Below are 19,533 nucleotides of genomic sequence, written 5' to 3'. Positions count from 1 at the left end.
CCCTCCCCCCCCCCCCCTCCCCCCCCCCCCCCCCCCCCCCCCCCCCCCCCCCCCCCCCCCCCCCCCCCCCCCCCCCCCCCCCCCCCCCCCCCGGGTCGCTTCAGAGCGCCCCCACCCGCAGAGGGGAGTCGGTGCCGACTCTCTCGCTCAAGTCGGCCCGTAACGCCGCCAGTTCGGCCATCCTGCTGTCGATGACACGTATCTTGTCCTCGAACAGGGCGGACAGCGCCTCGGCGGTGTCGGGTGCTTCGCGCAGTTCCTCGCCGTGCCGGCCGATCTCGGCCAGGGAGAATCCCAGTAGCTGGGCCGTGCGGACGTAGTACAGCCAGGTGACCGCCTCCTCCGGGAAGTCCCGGTAGCCGTTGCGCAGTCGCTCCCCGGTCACCAGACCGAGCCGCTCGTAGTACCGGATGGCGTCCTTGCTCAGGCCGGTTCGTTCGGCCAACTCACCGATGCGCACGCTCAATTCACCCCAATGTGGACTTGATCTCGGACCGTGCTCCGGCGCTGGGCGCGAGGTGCGTCGTGCCCGGCACCTGCGGAGTCACACCATGATCCCGGCCCAGTCCGGACATGTGCGTCTCGTTCGTTTCAGCGCCGGGTACGGCCTCGTCGTCACCGCGGGGTTCGGCACGGCCCGGGGTGACGTGCGGCTGGTGCCCCGGCGGCCGGGCGGGGGCAGCGCACCGCCGGACGGCGTGGGGCGGGCCGTCCGGCGGTGGGGGAGAGCGTGCGAGGGTGTCGGCCCAGGTCGCCCAGGCGGGCGTGCGGGGTGTCAGCCGAGGTTGCCCAGGCGGGCGTCCTGCCACAGGTCGACGCCGCCGTCGGTGGCGTACTTGTCGATCTCGGCGAGCTCCTCGGCGCTGAAGTCGAGGTTGTCCAGCGCGGCCACGTTCTGCTCGAGCTGCGCCACGCGCGAGGCGCCGACCACGAGGGAGGTGACCCGCTCGTCGCGCAGCGCCCAGGCGAGCGCCATCTGGGCGAGGGTCTGGCCGCGCCGGGCCGCGATGTCGTTGAGCGCGCGCAGCCGCCGGACCATGTCGTCGGTGAGCCAGCCGGAGTCGAAGGACTTGCCCTGCGCGGCCCGCGAGTCCTCGGGCACGCCGTCGAGGTAGCGGCCGGTCAGCATGCCCTGGGCCAGCGCGGTGAAGCCGATGACGCCGAAGCCGTCCTCCTGCGCGGCGTCCAGCAGCCCGTCCGTCTCGATCCAGCGGTTGAGCATGCTGTACGACGGCTGGTGGATGAGCATCGGGGTGCCCAGCTCGCGCAGGATGCGCGCGGCCTCCCGGGTGCGCTCGGCGTCGTAGGAGGAGATGCCCACGTACAGGGCCTTGCCCTGGCGGACCGCGGTGTCGAGCGCGCCCATCGTCTCCTCGAGGGGCGTGCCGGGGTCCAGCCGGTGCGAGTAGAAGATGTCGACGTAGTCCAGGCCCGTCCGGGCGAGCGACTGGTCGAGCGAGGCCAGCAGGTACTTCCGGGAGCCGCCGCCCTGTCCGTACGGGCCCGGCCACATGTCCCAGCCGGCCTTGGTGGAGACCACCAGCTCGTCCCGGTACGGCTTGAGGTCCTCCCGCATCAGACGCCCGAAGTTGATCTCGGCGGCGCCGTAGGGCGGACCGTAGTTGTTCGCCAGGTCGTGGTGCGTGATGCCGAGGTCGAAGGCGCGCAGCGCGATCTCGCGCTGGGTCGCGAAGGGCATGTCGTCGCCGAAGTTGTGCCAGTAGCCGAGCGACAGCAGGGGGAGGTCGAGCCCTGAGCGTCCGGTGCGGCGGTAGCGCATGGTGCCGTTGTAGCGATCGGGGTCCGCGATGTGGGTCATCGGGTGCTCTCCGGGTGGTGCGATGAGGGGTCCCGTCGAGTTCGGGGACGTGCCCCACCCTGCCCCCGCGTGATCGTGAAGTCCAACCGATGGGGCTCATGCCATTCAGCTGTGTCGCTTCTGAATGGTTCAGCTGTTCGACCGGGGTCGCGGTCGCGGCGGGGATGCTTCGGCGGGAGGTGGTGTTGGACCGCACATAGCTGACATGCGCAAGCCAAGGACTTGCGGTGTGGGCGGAAGGAGGACCTCATGGCACGCGCCACCACGCGTCCCGTCGTCACCCTGCGGTCGACGGCGGGGACCGGCGTCACCTATGTGACGCGCAAGAACCGTCTCAACGACCCCGACCGGCTGACCCTGCGCAAGTACGACCCCGTGGCGGGCCGGCACGTCGCGTTCCGCGAGGTGCGCTGACACCCCGTGGTCACCGACGGCCCGGCCGGGCCGCGAAGCCCCGACCGGGCCCTGAACAGGCATGACCCGCGACGGGCAGCCATGAGAACCCTTGAACAGCCTTGAGGAGGCACATCCCGTGAAGCACGGAATCCACCCCGAGACCCGCCCGGTCGTCTTCCGGGACCGTGTGGCGGGCGTCGCGTTCCTGACCCGCTCGACCGCGACTTCCGCGAACACGGTCGAATGGGAGGACGGCACCACCTACGCGGTGATCGACGTGGAGACGTCGTCGGCCGGCCACCCGTTCTACACCGGCACCCGGCGGATCATGGGCAGCGCCGGCCGCGTGGAGCGGTTCGAGCGCCGTTACGGGCGCGCGGGGGCCGCGCGCCGCTGACCCGGTACCGCGTCACGGCCCGGCCGCGCCCACCCGGCGCGGCCGGGCCGACACGTATGCCCGCGCTCAGCCCCGCCCCGCCGGGGCACCGCCCGCGAGCTCCTCCAGGAACGCCCTGTCCTCGTCGTCGCCCGGTTCCCAGGCCGTCGGATCGTCGAGGAGGGCGCGCACCAGCGCCGCCTCCTCACGGAAGACGGCCCGGCACCGCGCGCGCTCCGGACGATCAGCCTCGTGGCCGAGCAGCAGCACCTCGCGCGGGTTGCCGGGGTCCACAGGCCGGCACAGCTCGGCCGTCACCCGCACGAGGTCCAGCAGCTGCGCGCGCTCCGGCGCCCCCGGGTCCACTGCGAGGCGCAGCACGAAGGGCAGCGCGTCCGGCATGGCCTCGCCCAGACGGAACACGCCCTCGACGACGACGTTGCTCAGCACCCTGGCGGCGTCCGGCGCGGCGGCGGGGTCGAGCAGCCCGTGCAGCACGGCGGGAACGTCCGACGGGCACCCCGGGATGTCGCCCCAGCGCACGTCCTCGCAGCCGCGCAGGGCGGGATGCGTGGGCCGGGTCCCGCCCGCGCTGCCGTCCGGCATACCGTCACCGGCCGATGTCGCCCCCTGGTGTCCGGGCCCCGCCCCCTGACCGCCGGGAACACTCCGCAGATGCGGATACCGCCGCAGGAGGCCGTCGACCCCCGCCTGCCTCGCCGCCGCGTCCATGACGCACATCCGGACCCGCCCTTCCCGGCCGACTGTCCGCGGCCCCGTCTCGCGCCCCACTCCACACCCGGTCCCGCACCGGCATCAACCGGATTGCCTCCGCCATCGGATCACCCTCATCTCGTCGCCCCGCATCGGCATCAACCGGAATCGGCCGTCCCACGCACGCCGTGTCCGGGCCACCGGAGGGCTCGAGCGGCGGCCCGAGGAGCCCCGGTTTCCGCACACCCGCGCCCTCTCTCACCCGATGCGCCGAATTCCGCGCCAACAGGCAACCAGGGCAACACATTTCCTCTCTCACAGGTTGTTCGCAGGCCGGGTGGGGGCGCGTGGGGTGCGCCCGGCATACACCGGCCGGCCCGTGAGCTGTCGAGTCCGATGCCACTGACCATGGCACTCGCAGACGAGGAACCGATGACCAGTCAGCAACACCGCAAGCGTGTCCAGCGCGCGTCGCTCGCCGCGGCCGCCGCGCTCACCGTCGTCGTCGTGGGGGCCGGCGCCGCACCCGGTGCCGGACCGGCGAGCCCGGCCGGCCAGCCGAAGCTCAAGCTGGTGGCCGCGTCGAAGTCCGTCACCATCGACCGGTGGGAGGGGGAACCCGGGGTCTACCTCGACCTCGGTACGTACATCACCGTCGACAAGGCTCCGCTGGAGTTCAAGGTGACGCGGAAGTCCTACAAGGACCCCGTCGTCGCCCAGCAGGTCTTCCGCGACGGCTCGCGCACGCGCGTGAAGACGCTGCCCGCGGGCACCGTGAAGGACTTCTCGGGCCTGCCCGGCTTCCTGGAGGTCACCATCAAGAACGCGGCCGGTGAGGTCGCGGCCACCACGAAGGGCACCTACTGCCCGAACAACGCCTCCGGCCGCATCCGCCCGGACGCCCCGGCCAACTCGCACTACCCGGAGAGCTGCCCCACCAACCCGTTCACCCTCGGCTCCGTGTGGGGTGTGGAGAAGGGCTGGGCGTCCAACTCCAGCACCTTCGACTACGACAAGCCGCTCGACCTCCCGGCGGGCGACTACACGGCCAGTGTGCGCGTGGCGAAGAAGTACCGGGACATGTTCGGCATCCCCGACGACCGTCCCACCGTCAAGGTGACGGTACGCGCGGCCGGCAACGAGGGCGGCGGCCAGGGCGTCGGCGCCCAGCGGTCCGGCGCCCACCACGCCGCCGGGCACGGGGGCCACCACTACGGCCCGCGCGGCGCCGACGAGCCGACCCGGCCCGCCCTGTCGCACGCCATGGAGGAGCGCGGCCTCGCCCACCACCTCGGCGACGGCCCCGGCCACACCGACGGCTCGCGCATCGCTCCCGCCCTGAAGCCGAACAGCAAGCGGCCCACCGGCCGCGCGGCCGTTCCGGCGAACGCGCCCAAGCCCGACCTGCGTTCGCTGCCCGCCTGGGGCATCGCCATCACCGACGGCGAGGACGGCGACGTAGCCGGCAAGGACTACCTCGCCTTCAGCGCCAACGTCTGGAACGCGGGCCCGGCCCCGCTCGTCGTGGACGGCTTCCGCAAGCCCGGCGCCGACCTGATGGACGCCTACCAGTACTTCTACGACGCCCGCGGCAAGCAGATCGGCTACACGCCCACCGGCACCATGGAGTGGGACGCGCGCGTCGGGCACGAGCACTGGCACTTCACCGACTTCGCCAGCTACCGCCTGCTCAGCGCGGACCGCACCGAGGAGGTGCGCAGCGGCAAGGAGGCCTTCTGCCTGGCCAACACCGACGCCGTCGACTACACGGTGAAGAACGCCAACTGGCACCCGTACAACACCGATCTGTCGACCGCCTGCGGCCAGCAGAACTCCCTGTCCGTGCGCGAGGTCCTGGACGTCGGCTCCGGCGACACCTACACCCAGTACCGCCCCGGCCAGTCCTTCGACATCACCGACCTGCCGAACGGCACGTACTACATCCAGGTGATCGCCAACCCGGCCAAGCGCCTGAAGGAAGCCAACCTCAACAACAACACCGCACTGCGCAAGGTGGTTCTCGGCGGTGTGCCGGGCGCCCGCACCGTGCAGGTCCCGCCGCACCAGCTGATCGACGCCAACTGACCCACGGCGTCACAGGCCCCGGGGACGCCGCACCAGCGGCCGTCCCCGGGGCCGCTTCCCTCCTTCGACGGAACCTCCACACGCGCGCGTGGGGCACCGCCGGACCGGCCCGCCACAATGGAACCGTCCGGAACGAAGGAGGAACCGGCCGTGCCGGAACACTCGTTGCAGGACCAGCTCGCCCGCGTGGCACGCCTCGAGACGCACAAGGGACCGCTCGCCCTGGAGACGACCGCGGCCCGGCACGACCTCGCGGGCGCCCTGCACCGCGCGGGACGGCTGGCGGAGGCCGAGGCACAGTACAGACGCGCGTGCGAGGGCTTCGCGCACAGCCGCGGCCCCACCCATCTGTTCACCCTCACCTGCATGAACAACCTGGCCCTGGTGCTGCGCGACCGCCGCGACTGGCAGTCGGCCCTCGACCTGCTGGCGACCGTGCACCGGCAGCGCGCCGCCACCCTCGGCCCGGAACACCCGCTGACCCTGAACGCCGCCAACAACTTCCTGGGCGTGCGGATCCTCCAGGGCGACCTGGCGGCCGCCGTCCGCGAGTACCCGGCCCTGCTCGCCGCCTGCGAGGCCACGTTCGGCCCCGACGCGCCCGACACCCACGCCGTCCGCACCGACTACGCCCATGTCCTGCGCCGCCTCGGGCGTGAACGCGAGGCACTGGAGCAGGTCGACGCGGACGTACACCCGGTGGCCGAGGTACTGCTCGGCTGCGCCCGGCTGCTGCGCTACACCGGCCTGTTCCCGGTCGCCCTGACCGCGAGCCGCCACGGCGCCCGACTGGAGCTCGGCACACACGCGACGGCCCGCACGGAACACCGCCCCGGCGAGACGCTGCACGACGAGGACCTGGACATCGCCTGCCGTGTAGTGGGGCCGGACGACCTGGAAGTGCCGTACGACGAGAACCTGGACCTGCTCGCCCCCGCCGACCAGGTGGCCGACGCGGTCGGGGCGCTGGCCGAGCATCTCGCGCGGGCCGACCGCGAGCTGGGCGGGCAGCGGCTCAGGGTACGGGTGTGCGTCCACCACGAGCAGTGGCCGTTGCTCAGCGCACCGCCCTCGCTGACCGTCGACCGCCGCCTGATGCCCAGGCGTGACCAGGTCCGCCACGACCGACTGATGAGCGCCTCGGCCCATCTGCCCGTCCCTCATCCCCGCGCGCCCGGACGGAGGTTCCGGCGCGCGCCGGGCTTCTCCGTCCGGCTTGCCGCAGGCCCGCAGGTGACGGTGTCGACCGCCATCGGCCTCGAAGGGAGGCCCGCCCCCTCACCCTTCGAGGCGTGAGCGGTCGGTACGGTCCTTGCGCATCACGGAGCTGGCCCGGGCACCCGCCGCACGGCCCAGCGGCCCGTCGCAGTCGAACCCCAGCTGCGCCACCAGCTCACGCCCGTACAGATCGACGGCCGCCTCCACCAGAGCGGCCTGGACCGCGACCGCGCCGCGCGCCCGGTGCCGCGCGGTGACCAGCACACCGGCCGCCAGCAGCGCGGCGGGCCACCACACCGCCGCCAGCGGCAGATACAGCACACCCCACCCCGCGAGGCGGGCCGCCGCGGCGCACGCCGACGTCGACTCGACCAGCTCCGCGCGCGCTGCGTCCGGCATCAGCAGCCAGAGCCGGGGCCAGGCGGCCGACAGATCGAGGTGATAGGCCGAGTGCACCCGCTGGTCCACGGCGTGCATCCGGTCACCGACCCAGGTGGGGCGCGCGGCGGGCTCGGGGCTCGTGGCGTCCCGGCGCACGATCGCCGTCCGCAGCCGCCGCGCGGCGTCCGCACCGCCGCCCGACGCGGCGAAGTCCCGCAGCGCCGCGGCCACCGCCTCCTCGTCCCGGTCCCAGCGCCGCCGCCGACGGGCCGTGAGCCCGCGCAGCACCGGCTCCTCGCCGGACGCCCACCACACCCGCTCCACCAACTGCGCCGCCGCGGAGGCGCACAGACCGGCCGCGGCCGCCGCCGCCGTGAACGCGGCCGCTCCGATCAGCACGGTCCCGAACCGTCCGCTGGCAGGAGCCGCCGCCACCGAGTCCAGCCACGCCGTCAACGGACCCGGGTCGAAGGGGTGACCGTGTCCGAGCAGAACGGCGACCGTCGCCGCGCACACGTAGAACGCGCCGGGCAGAAGCAGCAGCGCGGCCCACCGGCCCGCCAACTGCCTGCCCAGTTCCGCCAGTACGACGCTCACAGGCGGAAGGTGCGGGAGACCAGGGCCGTTCCGGCCAGGCCGCAGCGAGGTGCCGTGACGGACCGCTCCCCCTCCTGCGGCTCGAAGCGGGAGCAGCCGGTCGGGGAGGGACACCCCCAGAGCGTCACCGCGGGGTGAGCCGATCCGCCCCTCAGCTCCTGGAACACCCGTGCGCCGATGGTGAGTCCGTCGATGCCGTGGCGGGCGAACGCCTCGTCCAGCGTGTCCAGGTCCGTGGTGAGGGACGCGCCGCGGTCGCCCGAACGGATGGCGGCCCGCACCCGCTCCAGCGCCTCGCCCACGCCGTAGCGCTCCGCACGCTCGCGCAGCGCGTCCCCGTCCGACTGCGGGCACAGCCGCGCCAGCCGCTCCGCGATCCCGTCCATCCCGGTTCCTCCCCGTACCACGCCGCACGAACGTCCCGACACGCTACTACCGGCCACCGACCGTGGTGGTCACGATACTGACGGGAACCGCGCGGCGGGGCGGGCCGTTGTGCGGGGTACGGGGGTGAAGCGATGGAGGACCTGCGACGGTATCTGCGCACCGGGGACGGACGGGACATCCCGCCGCTGCCCGACGCGGTCCTGGAACCCGAGCCCGGCGACGACCCCGCCGGGACGGCGCGCCTGGCGCTGATCCGCTGGTACCGCTACCTCCATCTGCCCGGGGTGCGCGGCCTTCAGGAGTACCGGGCGGCCCTCGGCCTGGCCGACCTTCTGACCGAACTGCCCCCGGACCTGCCGCCGTTCCCCTCCCCCCTGCGCGCCCGCGTCACCGACCGCCCTCCGCCGCCGCGCGGGCGACGGTGGTTCACCCGCCGTGCCGCCCCGGCCCCGGCCGCGTCCGAGGAGGAGGGCGGCCTAGGCGTGGCCCGGATCGATCAACTCCTCTTCCTCATGGCCCGGTTCCGGGAGGCGGAGGACTTCAAGGGGTTCGACACCGTCCTGGAGCTCCAGCTCCGCTGGTTGAAGGACGACGCCACGACCCCGCGCGAGAAGGCGGCCATGCTCAGCGACCGCGCCGCACTGATGCTGGACGTGGCCGAGCTCGGCGCCCACCGTTCCTGGCTGGAGGACGGCGAGCACAGCGCCGCGCTCGCCGTGGAGGCCACCGTCCGCCGGCCCGGGCGCGACGATCCGCACCTCGCCAACCGCCTGCTGCTCAAGGCCCGGTGCGCGGAACGGCTGCGGGACGAGACGCTCGACCCCACGGCCGCCTCCCGGGCGCTCGACGACCTGCGCCGGGCCGTGGAGGCGGCCGCCCGTGAGGAACCGCCGCATCTGCACCCCGCGCGCGAACTGGTCGGCCTGCTGCGGCGCCAGGCACGGGACACGGGCTCGGAGGCGACGCTGCTGGAGGCCCTCGAGGCGGCCCACGCCCTGGTCCGCGCCACCGGCGACGACGACCGCCGGCTGAAGGAACACCGGCTCTGGCTGGCCGAGTTGGAGGAGCAAACCGTCGCACGGGTCGGCCGGGCCGCGGCCAGGGCGGTGCTCGACGGCCCGGCTCCGCCCCCGTCGGACGGGGAAGCCCCGCCGGGCCTCGACGCGGCATGGCGTACCGCCGACGATCCCGAAGCCCCGGCGGGGGAGCGCAGGAGAGCAGCCCTGACCCTCGTCGACGCGGTGCCGGGCAGGCACGAGGACCGGCCCGCGGCCCTCCTCCTGGCCGCCGAGGCGGAGTTCCGGCACTGGGCGGAGGGCAGTGACGAGGCCTCGCCCGCACAGGCCCGTCTCTGGGCGCTGCGCGCAGTGGACGCCACCTCCGCCGGCCACCGGCTGGCCGGTCCGGCGCTCGCCACCCTGGCGCAGTCCACGGTCCATCTCGCGTACGGGTCCCCGGACCGCGTCGACCTCGCCGAGAAGGCGCTCGAAGCCGCCCGGAAGGCCAGAAGGGTGCTGCCCGACGACGACCCGGGCACCCCCCGGCACCTGGAGCGCCTCGCCGGCGTCGTGGTCGCCGCGGCCAACGCCCTGTCCGACGCCACGCTGCTTCCCGAGGCGCTGGGAATGCGCGGACAGGCCCTGGCCCTGACGCCCGAGGACGCCCCGTTCCGCCCCTACCGCATGTCCAATCTGGCCCGCGCCCTGGCCGACTTCGCCAGACAGAACGATGACACCGAGGCCGCCGAGGAGGGAATCGAGCTGGCCCGTCGGGCGGCGGACGCGCTCGCCGAGGACCATCCCCGCAAACACGAACTGCTGCTCAACCTCGCCACCCACCTCGTCCAGGGCGGCCAGGACGAGGAACGGGTTCCCCAGCGGCTGGCCGAGGCCGAGCGGCTCTACCGCCGCGGACTCGCGCTGATGGGCGCCGATCATCCGGACCGGCCGCGCTTCCTCAGCTCCATCAGCCAGGTACGCCACCTCACCTATGAGCGCACCGGCGACCGCGAAGCCCTGGCCGAAGCCGTCCGGCTGGCCCGTGAGGCGCTGGCCGACAGCCCGCGGCACGACCCCCACCGGATCGCGCGCACCGTCCTGCTCGCCCGCCCCTGCACCGCCCTGCACGCACTGACCGACCCCGCCTCCCCGCAGGCGCGGGCGCTGTGCGCGGAGGCCCTGGAGCTCTGGGAGACCGTGGCCCTCGATCCGGACAGCGGGGGAAGACGCCTCCTCGAGGCCCAGGAACAGCGCGCGGCCCTCGCCCAGAGCTCCGGCGACCCCCGGCTCGCCCTGCGCGTCCTGGAGAGCCTCATCGAGGAGGAGATCCCCCGGATGGCCGGCCGGTCCCTGTCCGGATCGGTGCGCAAGGGCACCGCGGCCGTCGCGCCCGGCCTGGCGGTCCGCGCCGCCCGCGCGGCCCTCGACTCGGGCGCCCCCGAACGGGCCGTGGAACTGCTGGAGAACGGCCGCGCGATCCTCTACGGCCAGAGCCTCGCCGTCCGGCGTCACCGCGAGACCATCCGGCGCATCCAGCCGGGGGCCGCGCGGCGCCTGGAGGAGATCGAGGCGAGGCTGCGCGAGGCCGACCTGTTCGCGAACGTCACCGCCATCGAGTCCAGGGTCGGCGACGAGGACGAGTCCGGCCGTTTCGTCGCGGTGAGCCACAGCAGAAGCGACCCGCGTCCCGGCTGGGCCGCCGAGACCCGCAGACTCGCCGCCGAGCGGGAGCGCATCCTGCGGCAGCTCGCGGAGCACCCGGAGTTCGCGACGCTGACGCGCACCGAGTCCCTGTCCGAGCTGCGCGCGCGGACGGCCGGGGCGCCGGTGGTGCTGGTCCTCACGCACCAGGACCGGGGCGACGCGCTGCTGGTACCGGCCGATCCGGCGCGGCCGGTCGAGCACCTGCCGCTGCCGGGCCTGTCCGAGGCGGCGGTCCTCGACCGCGCCGGGCAACTGGAGACCTCGCTCACCGAGGCCCTGGACATGGCGACCTCCCTGGACGGCAGAGAGGCCGCCCAGGAGCGGATCCACGCGGTACTGGCCTGGCTCTGGGACGAGTTGGCGGGCCCGGTACTGGAGCGTCTCCTCGCCGACGGCAGCGCGCCGAAGCGCGTGTGGTGGTGCCCGGTGGGCCCCGTGCTGCGACTGCCGCTGCACGCGGCGGGACACCACCGCGACACGGACACCGCCGAGGGCCGGGACCCGGGCGCGCGGACGGTCAGGGCGACGCAGGACGCCCGCGCGGGGCATGGCGCCGAGGGCGCTCCGGCCCCCCGCCCCCGGACCGTCGTCGACCGGATCGTCCCCTCCTACACCCCCACGCTCGCCGCCCTGGCCCACTCCCTGCGCGACACCCCGGCCCCGGCCGGTTCCGCGCTCCGCCGGGGCGCGTTCGTCGTCACCGGGGCCGAGAGCCCCCGGCTGCCACCGCTGCCGGAGGCGGCCAGGGAGGCCGCCGCCGTACGGGCCGTGCTGCCCGCCTCGCGTGTCGTCGGCGGCGAGGCGTCCGGGCTGGCCGCGGTCGAGGCCGCCCTGCGGGAGCACGCCCTGGTCCACTTCGCCTGCCACGGCGACAACGACGTCTCCCGGAGCATCCTGCGCGGCGGCGGCCTGCATCTCGACACGGGCGAGACCCTGACCGCCACCAGGCTCCAGGACATCGCGCTCGAACACGGAGCCGTGGCGTTCCTCTCCGCGTGCAGCACGGCCGAACCGCACCGCGAGCTGCCCGACGAGCCGATGCATCTGGCCGCCGCGTTCCAACTGGCCGGATTCCGCAGCGTCGTGGGCACCCTCTGGCGCGCGCCGGACACCCCGGCGATGTCCGGCGCGTTCTACCGCACGCTCACCGCCGACGGCACCCGCCCACCCGACACCACGGCGACCGCGCAGGCCCTGAACACCGCGGTCCGCGAGATCCGTGACAAGTACCTCGCCTCACCGACCCGTTGGGCGGCCTATCTCCACGTCGGCGCGTGAGAAGGCAGCCGCCCACCGGCACGGTCACCCGACCCGGCGTCAGCCGTGGTAGCCGGTGCGGTCGTTGCCGTCCGAGTCGTCTGCGGACCTCGTGAACGCGTGGACACGAGCACGTCCGGGCCGGCCCTCGTGGGCCTGCCCGGACGTCGGAGCTCGTCGGGTCGGAAGGATCAGACGAGGTCGAAGCGGTCGAGGTCCATGACCTTGGCCCAGGCCGCGACGAAGTCGGTCACGAACTTCTTCTTCGCGTCGTCGCTCGCGTACACCTCGGCGAGGGCGCGCAGCTCCGAGTTCGAGCCGAAGACGAGGTCGGCGCGGGAGCCCGTCCACTTCACGGCACCGGCCGCGTCACGGCCCTCGAACACGGTCTGGTCCTCGGAGGTCGACTTCCACGTGATGCCCAGGTCGAGCAGATTGACGAAGAAGTCGTTGGTCAGCACGCCGGGGGTGTCGGTGAGGACGCCCAGCGAGGTGCCCTGGCTGTTGGCGCCCAGTACCCGCAGACCGCCGACCAGGACGGTCGTCTCCGGGGCGCTGAGGGTCAGCAGGTTGGCGCGGTCCAGCAGCAGGTACTCGGCCGGCAGGCGGTTGCCCTTGCCGTGGTAGTTGCGGAAGCCGTCCGCGGTCGGCTCCAGGGCCGCGAAGGACTCGGCGTCCGTGTGCTCCTCGCTCGCGTCGACCCGGCCCGGGGCGAAGGGCACCTCGACGTCGACGCCGCCGTCCTTGGCGGCCTTCTCCACGGCGGCCGTACCGCCGAGGACGATCAGGTCGGCCAGCGACACCTTCTTGGCGCCGGAGTTGAACTCCTGCTGGACGCCCTCGAGGACGCGCAGCACCTGGGCGAGCTGGTCGGGGTCGTTGGCCTCCCAGCCGCGCTGCGGCTCCAGCCGGATGCGGGCGCCGTTGGCACCGCCGCGCTTGTCGCTGCCGCGGAACGTCGAGGCCGACGCCCACGCGGTGGAGACCAGCTGCGAGACCGTCAGGCCCGAGTCGAGGAGCTTGGCCTTGAGCGCGGCGACGTCGGCGGCGTCGATGGCCGCGCCCTCGGCCTGCGGCAGGGGGTCCTGCCACAGCAGCGTCTCCGCCGGGACCTCGGGACCGAGGTAGAGGGACTTCGGGCCCATGTCGCGGTGGGTCAGCTTGTACCAGGCGCGCGCGAACGCGTCCTTGAACTCCGCCGGGTTCTCGTAGAACCGGCGGGAGATCGGCTCGTAGATCGGGTCGAGCTTCAGGGACAGGTCCGTGGTGAGCATCGTCGGCAGGTGCTTCTTCGACGGGTCGAAGGCGTCCGGCACGATCGCCTCGGCGTCCTTCGCGACCCACTGGTGGGCGCCCGCCGGGCTCTGGCTGAGCTCGTAGTCGTACTCGAAGAGGTTCTTGAAGAACCCGTTGCTCCACTGGGTCGGCGTGGTGGTCCAGGTGACCTCCAGGCCGGACGTGATGGCGTCCTTGCCCACGCCCGTGCCGTAGCTGCTCCTCCAGCCGAGGCCCTGCTGCTCCATCGGGGAGGCCTCGGGGTCCGGGCCGACGCTGTCCGCGGGGCCCGCGCCGTGGGTCTTGCCGAAGGTGTGGCCACCGGCGATCAGGGCGACGGTCTCCTCGTCGTTCATCGCCATGCGGCGGAACGTCTCACGGATGTCGCGGGCCGCGGCGATCGGGTCCGGGTTGCCGTTGGGGCCCTCCGGGTTGACGTAGATCAGGCCCATCTGGACCGCGCCGAGCGGGTTCTCCAGCTCGCGGTCACCGGTGTAGCGCTGGTCGTCGAGCCAGGTGGTCTCGGGACCCCAGTAGACGTCCTCCTCGGCCTCCCAGACGTCCGCGCGGCCGCCGCCGAAGCCGAAGGTCTCGAAGCCCATGGTCTCCAGCGCGACATTGCCGGTGAGGATCATGAGGTCGGCCCAGGAGATCGACTGGCCGTACTTCTTCTTCACCGGCCACAGCAGGCGGCGGGCCTTGTCGAGGCTGGCGTTGTCCGGCCAGCTGTTGAGCGGGGCGAAGCGCTGCTGGCCGGCGCCGGCGCCGCCGCGGCCGTCGCTGATGCGGTAGGTGCCCGCGCTGTGCCAGGCCATACGGATCATCAGCGGGCCGTAGTTGCCGAAGTCGGCCGGCCACCAGTCCTGCGAGGTGGTGAGCACCTCGGCGATGTCCCGCTTCACGGCCGCGAGGTCCAGGTTCTGGAACGCCTCGGCGTAGTCGAACTCCTCGCCCAGCGGGTTCGCGACCGCGGGGTTCGTGGCAAGGATCTTGAGGTTGAGTTTGTCCGGCCACCACTGGCGGTTTCCGCCGCCCTGCGTCGGGTGCGCCGCGCGCCCGTGCGCTACCGGGCAGCCGCCCCCGGCCTCCGTCTTCGCGTCTGTGACGATTGCTTCGTGGTTCTCAGACATGGCAATCCTTCTGTTCTGGGCGGATCACGTGCTCAGGAACTGGGGGTGGAGGCACAGCCGGGGCACAGGCCCCAGTAGATGACCTCGGCCTCGTCGATGAGGAAACCGTGGTCCTCGGAGGCGGTCAGGCAGGGTGTCTCGGCCACCGCGCAGTCGACATCGGCGACGGCGCCGCACGATCGGCACACGACGTGGTGGTGATTGTCCCCGACGCGCCCCTCGAAGCGGGCCGGGCTGCCGGCCGGTTCGATCCGGCGGACGAGGCCCGCCGAGGTGAGGGCGTGCAGGGCTTCGTAGACGGCTTGGAGGGATATGTGGCCGACCCGGTCGCGGACTCCCGCCGCGATCGCGTCGACGCCCAGGTGATCACCGCTGCGCACGGTCTCCAGCAGCGCCACGCGTGCGGCTGTCACGCGCAGGCCGGCACCGCGCAGCTCCTCGGCGGTGGTCGGTGTCCCAGAAGCGGTCATGAGGCCGAACCTACCCTCATAAACACGAATGATTCAAGGAAACGAGCGAGACAAGTATGGTCGTGTCGAGGTCGGGTGATGTTTGCACGTGCATTCCTTGACCCGCTGCCCGGAATATGGTATTCCGCCCGAGCTGTGAGTGCGAGTACCGGGGCCCGGTCGAATGACGCGCCGGACGGTCCTCGGTCCCCTTCGGCGCCCCGCGCGGACGGTTCTCGGTCCCCTCCGGCGCCGCGTGCGGCCGCGGTGCGGCCGGCTTCGTCACCGTGTCCCGGCCGGGTGCGGGGCGTGGATACGATGATCATCGCGGCCCGGCGGAACGCTCCGGCCCCCCGCCCCGGGCGCCCCGCTCCGGCCCGGGTCCGTCCGGCCCCGTTCGTGGCTCCGGCGAGAGGACGACCGTATGACCGCGCAGCCCGTCCGTGATCCCTACGGCCCTCAGGGCGCGCCGGACCCGGACGATCCCGAGAACGCCAGGGTCCCCGGCACCCCCGCCGGCGGCACGGTGATCCTGCTCAACGGCGCGTCCAGCTCGGGGAAGTCGAGCATCGCCCGGGAACTGCTCACCGTGCTGGACGGCACCTGGTTCCATCTGCCGGTGGACGCCTTCCACGCCCTGCGCGGCGGAGTCGTCCCCGAGGGCGGCCTCCAGGCGGAGATCGACCGGACCTGCAAGGGCTTCCACCGCGCGGTCGCCGGGATGGCGGCGGGCGGCAACAACCTCGTCGTCGACCACCCGCTGAGCCGCCGCTGGCGGCTGCTGGACCTGCTCGACGTGCTCGACCCCGGGAACACCGTGCTGGTCGCGGTCCGTTGCCCGCTGCCCGAGCTGGAGCGCCGCGAGGCCGAACGCGGCGACCGGCAGCGGGGTCTCGCCGCCCTCCAGTACCCGCACGTCCACTCCCACGGCCCGCACGACCTCGACGTGGACACCGGCAGCGAGAGCCCCGCCGAGTGCGCCCGGCGCGTCCGCGACTTCCTGGCCGACCGTCAGCGTCCGACGGCGTTCGAGGTGCTGCGCCGCGCGTACGCCCGTTGAGCGCGGATCAGTGTTCGGCCCGTACGGGATGCCCGCTCATGATCGACACCCGGTTGAAGGCGTTGATGGTGATCGCCACCCAGATCACCGCGGAGATCTGGTCCTCGGTGAGCACCTCGCGTGCGGCGGCGTAGGCGCTGTCCTGTGCCGCGGTGCCGGAGGCCGCGGTCGTCGCCTCGGCGAGATCCAGCGCGGCGCGCTCCTCGGGGGTGTAGACCTCGGTCTCCCGCCAGGCCGCGAGCACGCCCAGCCGCTGGTTCGTCTCGCCGGCGCGCAGGGCCGCACGGGTGTGCACATGCAGGCAGTAGGCGCACCCGTTGATCTGCGACACCCGGAGGTTGACCAGTTCCACGAGCCGGCGGTCGAGCCCGGCCTCGGCCACCGCCGCCCGTACGGCCTCCGCGGTCTGCGACAGCGCGTGGTAGGCCTTCGGGGTCCGCTTGTCGACGTAGATCCGCTCGGCCTCGGGTTCGGGGCTGGTGTTCAAGCCGGTACTCCTTCGGGTGCCGCGTCCGCTGCCGCTGAGCTGCGTTAAGCTGCGCGGGCGAGTATTGTTTAAAAGTAAACTAACATGCGTGGAGGTGTTCCGATGAGCAACATCGAAACAGGGCCGGTCGAGATGCGCTGCGGAACCGACACGGCCGAAGCCCCGGTGACGGAACCGCGCGTCGATGTCCTCACCCCTCGCGATGTGCCCCTCGGCGGACCGCGCGCCATGACCGTACGCCGCACCCTGCCGCAGCGGGCGCGCACCCTGATCGGCGCCTGGTGCTTCGCCGACCACTACGGCCCGGACGACGTCGCCGCCACCGGAGGCATGGTCGTCCCGCCCCATCCGCACACCGGACTCCAGACCGTCAGCTGGCTGTTCACCGGAGAGATCGAGCACCGCGACAGCCTGGGCAGCCACGCCTACGTCCGCCCCGGCGAGCTGAACCTCATGACCGGCGGCCACGGCATCGCCCACTCCGAGGTCTCCACCGACCGCACCACCGTCCTGCACGGCGTACAGCTCTGGGTCGCCCTGCCGCACGAACACCGCCACACCGAGCGGGACTTCCAGCACTACGCCCCCGAACCCGTGCGCGCCGAGGGCGCCGAGATCCGGGTCTTCCTCGGTTCCCTCGCCGGATCGGACTCGCCGGTGGCCACCTTCACCCCGCTGCTCGGCGCCGAGATCGTCCTCGCCCCGCACGCCGCCCTCACCCTCGCCGTGGACCCCGGCTTCGAGCACGGCGTGCTGGTCGACCGGGGCAGCGTCCGCGTCGCCGGAACCGTCCTCGCGCAGGCCGAACTGGGTTACGTCCACCCCGGCCCCACGGCCCTCACCCTCCACAACGAGTCCGCCGCCCCGGCCCGGATCGTCCTGCTCGGCGGCGCACCCTTCGAGGAGGAGATCGTGATGTGGTGGAACTTCATCGGGCGCAGCCACGACGACATCGCCCGGGCCCGCGAGGACTGGGAGAACCACTCCGACCGCTTCGGCGCGGTCGCCGACTACCCGGGCGACCGCCTCCCGGCCCCCGCCCTGCCGCACGCGACCATCACCCCGCGCCGCAACCCGCCGCGCGCCTGACACCGGGCACCTGTCCGCCCGGCCACCCGAACCCGAGAGGAACCGCCCCATGAGCGACACCCCCACCGTCACCGTCCAGCCCGTCGACGCGCGCCACCGCTACGAGATCCACGTCGACGGTGTCCGCGCGGGCCTGACCGCCTACCGCGACCGTGACGGGCGGCGTGTCTTCTTCCACACCGAGGTCGACGACGCCTTCGCCGGACAGGGACTCGCGGGCAGGCTGGTCGAGGAGGCGCTCACGGATGTGCGGTCGCGCGGGATGCGCATCGTGCCCGTGTGCCCGTACGTCGCCAAGTTCCTGAAGAAGCACCACGAGTTCGATGACATCACCGACCCGGTGACGCCCGACGTTCTCGCCTGGCTGGAGGCGCAGCTCGCCTGACCCGACCGGTCCGCGCCGGCACGGCCGTGGAGGTGATCCGCCGTCACATCGGACGGGCGGGCCGCCCACCGGAGTCTCACCGCCGCGGCCGTGTCCAGGGGGCGTCGGCGCGCGAGAGCCGGACGGCCGTGAGCGAGACGAGGGCCGGCAGCGCCGCGCACAGCGCCAGCGCCCAGCCGACACGGTCGTGCAGCACCAGCAGTCCGCCCGCCAGCGCGCCGAGCAGCATGGTCAGTACGGCGAGTAGACGGCGGCCGGGCCGGGGAGGCCCGCCGCCCGCCGCACCCGGGTCCGCGGCGAGGCCGGTCAGCGTCTGGGTCAGCACGGTCGTGGTGAGGTCCGGGACACCGAGCCGGCGGGCGACCGCGCTCTGGAGGCCCATGGCCGTCCCGAGACACACGATCAGCGTGTACCGCACCCCCGTGCCGATCCGGGCGCCGGTGGCCGCCAGGACGGCCAGCGCCACGGCGACGAGCACCGTCTCGGCGGCCGTACCCGCCGCGAACAGCCGCCCGCGATGCGCCGCGAACCGGGTGGCGATCCGGCCGCCCGTGACCGCACCGGCCAGGAACGTGCCGAGCGCGACCGCCGAGCCGAGCGCGGACACCCGGTCGTCGCCCGCGAGCGCGAACCCGAGGAGGACGACATTGCCCGTCATGTTGGCGACGAACACCTGCCCCAGCGCGAGATAGCCGACCGCGTCCACCAGACCGCTGACGGCGGTCAGGACCAGCAGCAGCGGCGGCAGCGGCCCGTGCGGTTCCCCGGGGCCGGGCGCCAGGGTGCGCCAGACGTCAGCCAGCAGCGCGCGCACGGCGGGCCCCTCCGGCCGGGAGCGCCGGCGTCCCTGAGTCCATGGTGTTCCCGTCCGTTCTCCGCGCGTGCCTGAGCCCGGGCGTGCGCCCCGGCCTCGTCCCGGGCGTGGACGGCCCCGGCCCCGCCGATGCCGCCGTGCCCAGGTCACCGGTATCGCACCGGCCCGGACCACGCCCCGCGCGGCGTGCTCGCGGGCCCGCGGACTCACTCCGCCGGGGGTAGGGTCGGCCGGGCAATGTCCTGGTACGACCCCTGGAACGGATCCCGTGACGAGCGACGACTGGATCACGCGCCCCGAGACCGCCGCCGACGTCCCCGCCGTCCGCAGAATCGTTCTCGCGGCCTTCGACACCCCGCTGGAGGCCGACCTCGTGGACGCCCTGCGGGCGGACGAGGCATGGATCGAGGGGCTGTCGCTCGTGGCGGCCGGGCACGACGGCGCCCCTGTCGGGCACGCGCTGCTGACCCGGTGTCACATCGGCGAGGTGCCGGCCCTGTGCCTCGCGCCGGTGGCGGTGCTGCCGGAGCACCAGCGCACCGGGGCCGGCGGAGCCGCAGTGCGCGCGGCGCTGCGGGCGGCCGCGGAACTCGGCGAGCGGTTCGTGGTGGTCCTCGGACACCCTTCGTACTACCCGAAGTTCGGCTTCGGCCGCGCCTCCGCCCACGGCATCTCGGTGACCTTCGACGTCCCCGACGAGGCCCTGATGGCACTCGCCCTCGATCCCGCGCACGCGCTGCCGGGCGGCGTCGTCCGGTACGCCGAGCCCTTCGGCATCTGAGACGGCGGAGGGGGGGGGGGGGGGGGGGGGGGGGGCCCGCCCCCGCCCGCCCCGGCGCCGGGGCGCGGGGTAAGAAACCCCCCCCCCCTTTTTTCCTTTTCGCCCTCTCCCCCCCTCTCCCCCCCCCCGCC

General features: G+C 73.6%; 18 protein-coding genes. 9 read left to right on the top strand and 9 right to left on the bottom strand.

Going from position 1 to position 19,533, the window contains the following annotated elements:
* Positions 1-100: 100 nt before the first annotated feature.
* Positions 101-460 carry a MerR family transcriptional regulator gene (locus ACZ6SQ_RS08065; protein WP_469557853.1) on the bottom strand — a complete coding sequence of 120 codons (360 nt, stop codon included), beginning with the start codon at positions 458-460 and terminating at the stop codon, positions 101-103.
* Between the two features lie 315 nt (positions 461-775).
* On the bottom strand, positions 776-1,819 hold the full coding sequence (mgrA, locus tag ACZ6SQ_RS08060) for an L-glyceraldehyde 3-phosphate reductase (protein WP_469557825.1): 1,044 nt from the start codon (positions 1,817-1,819) through the stop codon (positions 776-778).
* A gap of 249 nt (positions 1,820-2,068) precedes the next feature.
* On the opposite strand from mgrA, the gene rpmG reads away from it, so the two are divergent.
* On the top strand, positions 2,069-2,233 hold the full coding sequence (rpmG, locus tag ACZ6SQ_RS08055) for a 50S ribosomal protein L33 (protein ID WP_386387648.1): 165 nt from the start codon (positions 2,069-2,071) through the stop codon (positions 2,231-2,233).
* A 118-nt stretch (positions 2,234-2,351) separates the two neighbouring features.
* The gene (locus ACZ6SQ_RS08050; RefSeq protein WP_469557823.1) at positions 2,352-2,612 is read left to right on the top strand and encodes a type B 50S ribosomal protein L31; all 261 of its coding nucleotides are present in this window, start codon (positions 2,352-2,354) and stop codon (positions 2,610-2,612) included.
* A gap of 66 nt (positions 2,613-2,678) precedes the next feature.
* Here the strand turns inward: ACZ6SQ_RS08050 and ACZ6SQ_RS08045 are convergent, their stop codons facing one another.
* The gene (locus ACZ6SQ_RS08045) at positions 2,679-3,197 is read right to left on the bottom strand and encodes a hypothetical protein (protein WP_469557820.1); all 519 of its coding nucleotides are present in this window, start codon (positions 3,195-3,197) and stop codon (positions 2,679-2,681) included.
* A 540-nt stretch (positions 3,198-3,737) separates the two neighbouring features.
* Here ACZ6SQ_RS08045 and ACZ6SQ_RS08040 point away from each other — a divergent pair.
* Positions 3,738-5,390: a lysyl oxidase family protein gene (locus tag ACZ6SQ_RS08040; RefSeq protein WP_469557819.1), complete on the top strand. Its 1,653-nt coding sequence runs from the start codon at positions 3,738-3,740 to the stop codon at positions 5,388-5,390.
* 150 nt (positions 5,391-5,540) lie between these two features.
* The gene (locus tag ACZ6SQ_RS08035; protein WP_469557817.1) at positions 5,541-6,686 is read left to right on the top strand and encodes a tetratricopeptide repeat protein; all 1,146 of its coding nucleotides are present in this window, start codon (positions 5,541-5,543) and stop codon (positions 6,684-6,686) included.
* Here ACZ6SQ_RS08035 and ACZ6SQ_RS08030 read toward each other — a convergent pair.
* Complete coding sequence (locus tag ACZ6SQ_RS08030; protein WP_469557815.1) at positions 6,669-7,586, bottom strand: hypothetical protein; 918 nt, start codon at positions 7,584-7,586, stop codon at positions 6,669-6,671. The two genes, ACZ6SQ_RS08035 and ACZ6SQ_RS08030, sit on opposite strands and share 18 nt — an antisense overlap.
* Positions 7,583-7,972, bottom strand: coding sequence for a hypothetical protein (locus ACZ6SQ_RS08025; RefSeq protein WP_469557812.1), 390 nt, complete (start codon positions 7,970-7,972; stop codon positions 7,583-7,585). Before ACZ6SQ_RS08025 ends, ACZ6SQ_RS08030 begins: the two co-directional genes overlap by 4 nt.
* Positions 7,973-8,104: 132 nt before the next feature.
* Here ACZ6SQ_RS08025 and ACZ6SQ_RS08020 point away from each other — a divergent pair, with 132 nt between their 5' ends.
* The gene (locus ACZ6SQ_RS08020) at positions 8,105-11,953 is read left to right on the top strand and encodes a CHAT domain-containing protein (protein ID WP_469557810.1); all 3,849 of its coding nucleotides are present in this window, start codon (positions 8,105-8,107) and stop codon (positions 11,951-11,953) included.
* 170 nt (positions 11,954-12,123) lie between these two features.
* On the opposite strand, the gene katG is transcribed toward ACZ6SQ_RS08020, so the two are convergent.
* Positions 12,124-14,337: a catalase/peroxidase HPI gene (gene katG, locus ACZ6SQ_RS08015; RefSeq protein WP_469557808.1), complete on the bottom strand. Its 2,214-nt coding sequence runs from the start codon at positions 14,335-14,337 to the stop codon at positions 12,124-12,126.
* Positions 14,338-14,369: 32 nt separating this feature from the next.
* The gene (locus ACZ6SQ_RS08010; RefSeq protein ID WP_386383814.1) at positions 14,370-14,807 is read right to left on the bottom strand and encodes a Fur family transcriptional regulator; all 438 of its coding nucleotides are present in this window, start codon (positions 14,805-14,807) and stop codon (positions 14,370-14,372) included.
* Positions 14,808-15,210: 403 nt separating this feature from the next.
* Between ACZ6SQ_RS08010 and ACZ6SQ_RS08005 the strand changes: the two genes are divergently transcribed.
* Complete coding sequence (locus ACZ6SQ_RS08005) at positions 15,211-15,846, top strand: chloramphenicol phosphotransferase CPT family protein (protein WP_469557806.1); 636 nt, start codon at positions 15,211-15,213, stop codon at positions 15,844-15,846.
* A 7-nt stretch (positions 15,847-15,853) separates the two neighbouring features.
* Here ACZ6SQ_RS08005 and ACZ6SQ_RS08000 read toward each other — a convergent pair whose 3' ends face one another.
* Positions 15,854-16,333 (bottom strand): carboxymuconolactone decarboxylase family protein, encoded by a 480-nt coding sequence (locus tag ACZ6SQ_RS08000; protein ID WP_469557805.1) that lies wholly within the window; start codon positions 16,331-16,333, stop codon positions 15,854-15,856.
* 102 nt (positions 16,334-16,435) lie between these two features.
* On the opposite strand from ACZ6SQ_RS08000, the gene ACZ6SQ_RS07995 reads away from it, so the two are divergent.
* Positions 16,436-17,422, top strand: a complete 987-nt coding sequence (locus tag ACZ6SQ_RS07995) for a pirin family protein (RefSeq protein WP_469557803.1) — start codon at positions 16,436-16,438, stop codon at positions 17,420-17,422.
* A 49-nt stretch (positions 17,423-17,471) separates the two neighbouring features.
* A complete protein-coding gene (locus tag ACZ6SQ_RS07990; protein WP_469557801.1) occupies positions 17,472-17,807 on the top strand; it encodes a GNAT family N-acetyltransferase in 336 nt (111 codons plus the stop codon).
* 76 nt (positions 17,808-17,883) lie between these two features.
* Here ACZ6SQ_RS07990 and ACZ6SQ_RS07985 read toward each other — a convergent pair whose 3' ends face one another.
* Complete coding sequence (locus ACZ6SQ_RS07985) at positions 17,884-18,621, bottom strand: YoaK family protein (RefSeq protein WP_469557799.1); 738 nt, start codon at positions 18,619-18,621, stop codon at positions 17,884-17,886.
* Between the two features lie 268 nt (positions 18,622-18,889).
* Between ACZ6SQ_RS07985 and ACZ6SQ_RS07980 the strand changes: the two genes are divergently transcribed.
* Positions 18,890-19,402, top strand: a complete 513-nt coding sequence (locus ACZ6SQ_RS07980; protein ID WP_469557798.1) for a GNAT family N-acetyltransferase — start codon at positions 18,890-18,892, stop codon at positions 19,400-19,402.
* The last annotated feature ends 131 nt before the right edge of the window (positions 19,403-19,533 follow it).

The sequence above is a fragment of the Streptomyces sp. NPDC048600 genome, from assembly GCF_055587025.1.
This window is presented reverse-complemented; position numbering and strand designations above follow the sequence as displayed.

Excerpts from the sequence above, each read along its gene's own strand:
- mgrA (WP_469557825.1), bottom strand. The coding sequence starts at position 1,819 with ATGACCCACATCGCGGACCCCGATCGCTACAACGGCACCATGCGCTAC.
- rpmG (WP_386387648.1), top strand. The coding sequence starts at position 2,069 with ATGGCACGCGCCACCACGCGTCCCGTCGTCACCCTGCGGTCGACGGCG.
- ACZ6SQ_RS08045 (WP_469557820.1), bottom strand. The coding sequence starts at position 3,197 with ATGCCGGACGGCAGCGCGGGCGGGACCCGGCCCACGCATCCCGCCCTG.
- ACZ6SQ_RS08040 (WP_469557819.1), top strand. The coding sequence starts at position 3,738 with ATGACCAGTCAGCAACACCGCAAGCGTGTCCAGCGCGCGTCGCTCGCC.
- ACZ6SQ_RS08025 (WP_469557812.1), bottom strand. The coding sequence starts at position 7,972 with ATGGACGGGATCGCGGAGCGGCTGGCGCGGCTGTGCCCGCAGTCGGAC.
- ACZ6SQ_RS08020 (WP_469557810.1), top strand. The coding sequence starts at position 8,105 with ATGGAGGACCTGCGACGGTATCTGCGCACCGGGGACGGACGGGACATC.
- katG (WP_469557808.1), bottom strand. The coding sequence starts at position 14,337 with ATGTCTGAGAACCACGAAGCAATCGTCACAGACGCGAAGACGGAGGCC.
- ACZ6SQ_RS08010 (WP_386383814.1), bottom strand. The coding sequence starts at position 14,807 with ATGACCGCTTCTGGGACACCGACCACCGCCGAGGAGCTGCGCGGTGCC.
- ACZ6SQ_RS08005 (WP_469557806.1), top strand. The coding sequence starts at position 15,211 with ATGACCGCGCAGCCCGTCCGTGATCCCTACGGCCCTCAGGGCGCGCCG.
- ACZ6SQ_RS07995 (WP_469557803.1), top strand. The coding sequence starts at position 16,436 with ATGAGCAACATCGAAACAGGGCCGGTCGAGATGCGCTGCGGAACCGAC.
- ACZ6SQ_RS07990 (WP_469557801.1), top strand. The coding sequence starts at position 17,472 with ATGAGCGACACCCCCACCGTCACCGTCCAGCCCGTCGACGCGCGCCAC.